At 42.7% G+C, this 1,177-nt stretch carries 1 protein-coding gene; it reads right to left on the reverse strand.

What is annotated here, in order from left to right:
• Nucleotides 1-802: glutathione S-transferase family protein (locus A3756_RS01185; protein ID WP_156490161.1), on the reverse strand; the 802-nt coding region annotated here is incomplete at its 3' end.
• Nucleotides 803-1,177: the final 375 nt, after the last annotated feature.

Below are 1,177 nucleotides of genomic sequence, written 5' to 3' on the forward strand. Positions count from 1 at the left end.
TTACGGGTACCTGTCGGTAGTCACTAGGTGCGATAACAACCTTACTGCCAATTCTATGGTCTGAGGTGTAACGCTTGTCTAGTTGCCGAGGTTGGGCTTCTCTCCCGATATCGATCGCCGTATCGATACTAATTTCATTGTCAGGAGAGTTGGTGAAAGCCTTCATTTTTTGGTACCAAGCCAACGCGGCTGTATTCTTGGAAATATCCTTTTTAAGGCCGACTTCCGTCAGAAACCAGAAACAATGATAAGCAGAGAAGTCTAGAATATTCGGTGTGTTACCACCGATAAACTCATTCGAGCTTAAGTTTTCTGATAGATAGCTTAGACCTTGCTTAATATGTTTGTTGGCTGATCTAGGGCTGCCGAGGGATACCGAGGCTTTGGCGCCCATTTCTATCCTGTCTTTCAAGAACAGAAGTAAATTCCATAAGCCTTTGTCTTTAGCAATACGTCGAAGTAATGATAAAGAGAATGCTTTATTTACACATGCAAAAAATAGCTTTGATTCAAGCCATTGTCTTTCAGTTAGAAGGCCTTGATTCAGAGCTTCGTTGGCTAACGATGGTTCGTCAGCGATAGCGGCGAGTTCATCAGCTATAAGGCTCGTATCACAAAAAATATCAGCTCCCACCTGTGCCACTGGTATTCTGTTATAACCTCCTGAAAGTAAGTCCAGTTTGCCTCGTGGCGGCGCTTCTGAGGTCAGACAGGAGGACCACTCTTGGTTGGTATAGCCAAGCATCGCTCTTATTTTTTCAGAGAAAGGAGACAGAGGGTAGTGGTGCAGTATTATGCTCATTGAAGATGTTCCAGAATAACAGGCTTAGTTGATATCCAGGCTATCTAAGCATAAAACTGTCTCGTGGTATAGTTCGCAATGCAAACTGCTGTATTTGGCTGTTGTGGCTAGGTGCTAGAACCAGGAGTGACGTATAGGCCGCTTCCGGAAAAACTGGCTCGATGACCTACATTGGTTAGCCTTAGTTTGTGTGATAAGGCTGCTACGTGTTTTGAGCAAGGTAATATGTTTTGAATATAAAGTGGTAATAAGCTCTGGATTGCTTTTTCTAATGAAAATCAGGTTAGTCGAAAGGCTGTTCTTGTTTCGTTGGAACTGAGAGTATGTGAATTATGTCGACTATCTATTCATGATATAAACGAATAACTCGAATAT

It is taken from the genome of Oleiphilus sp. HI0086 (assembly GCF_001635225.1).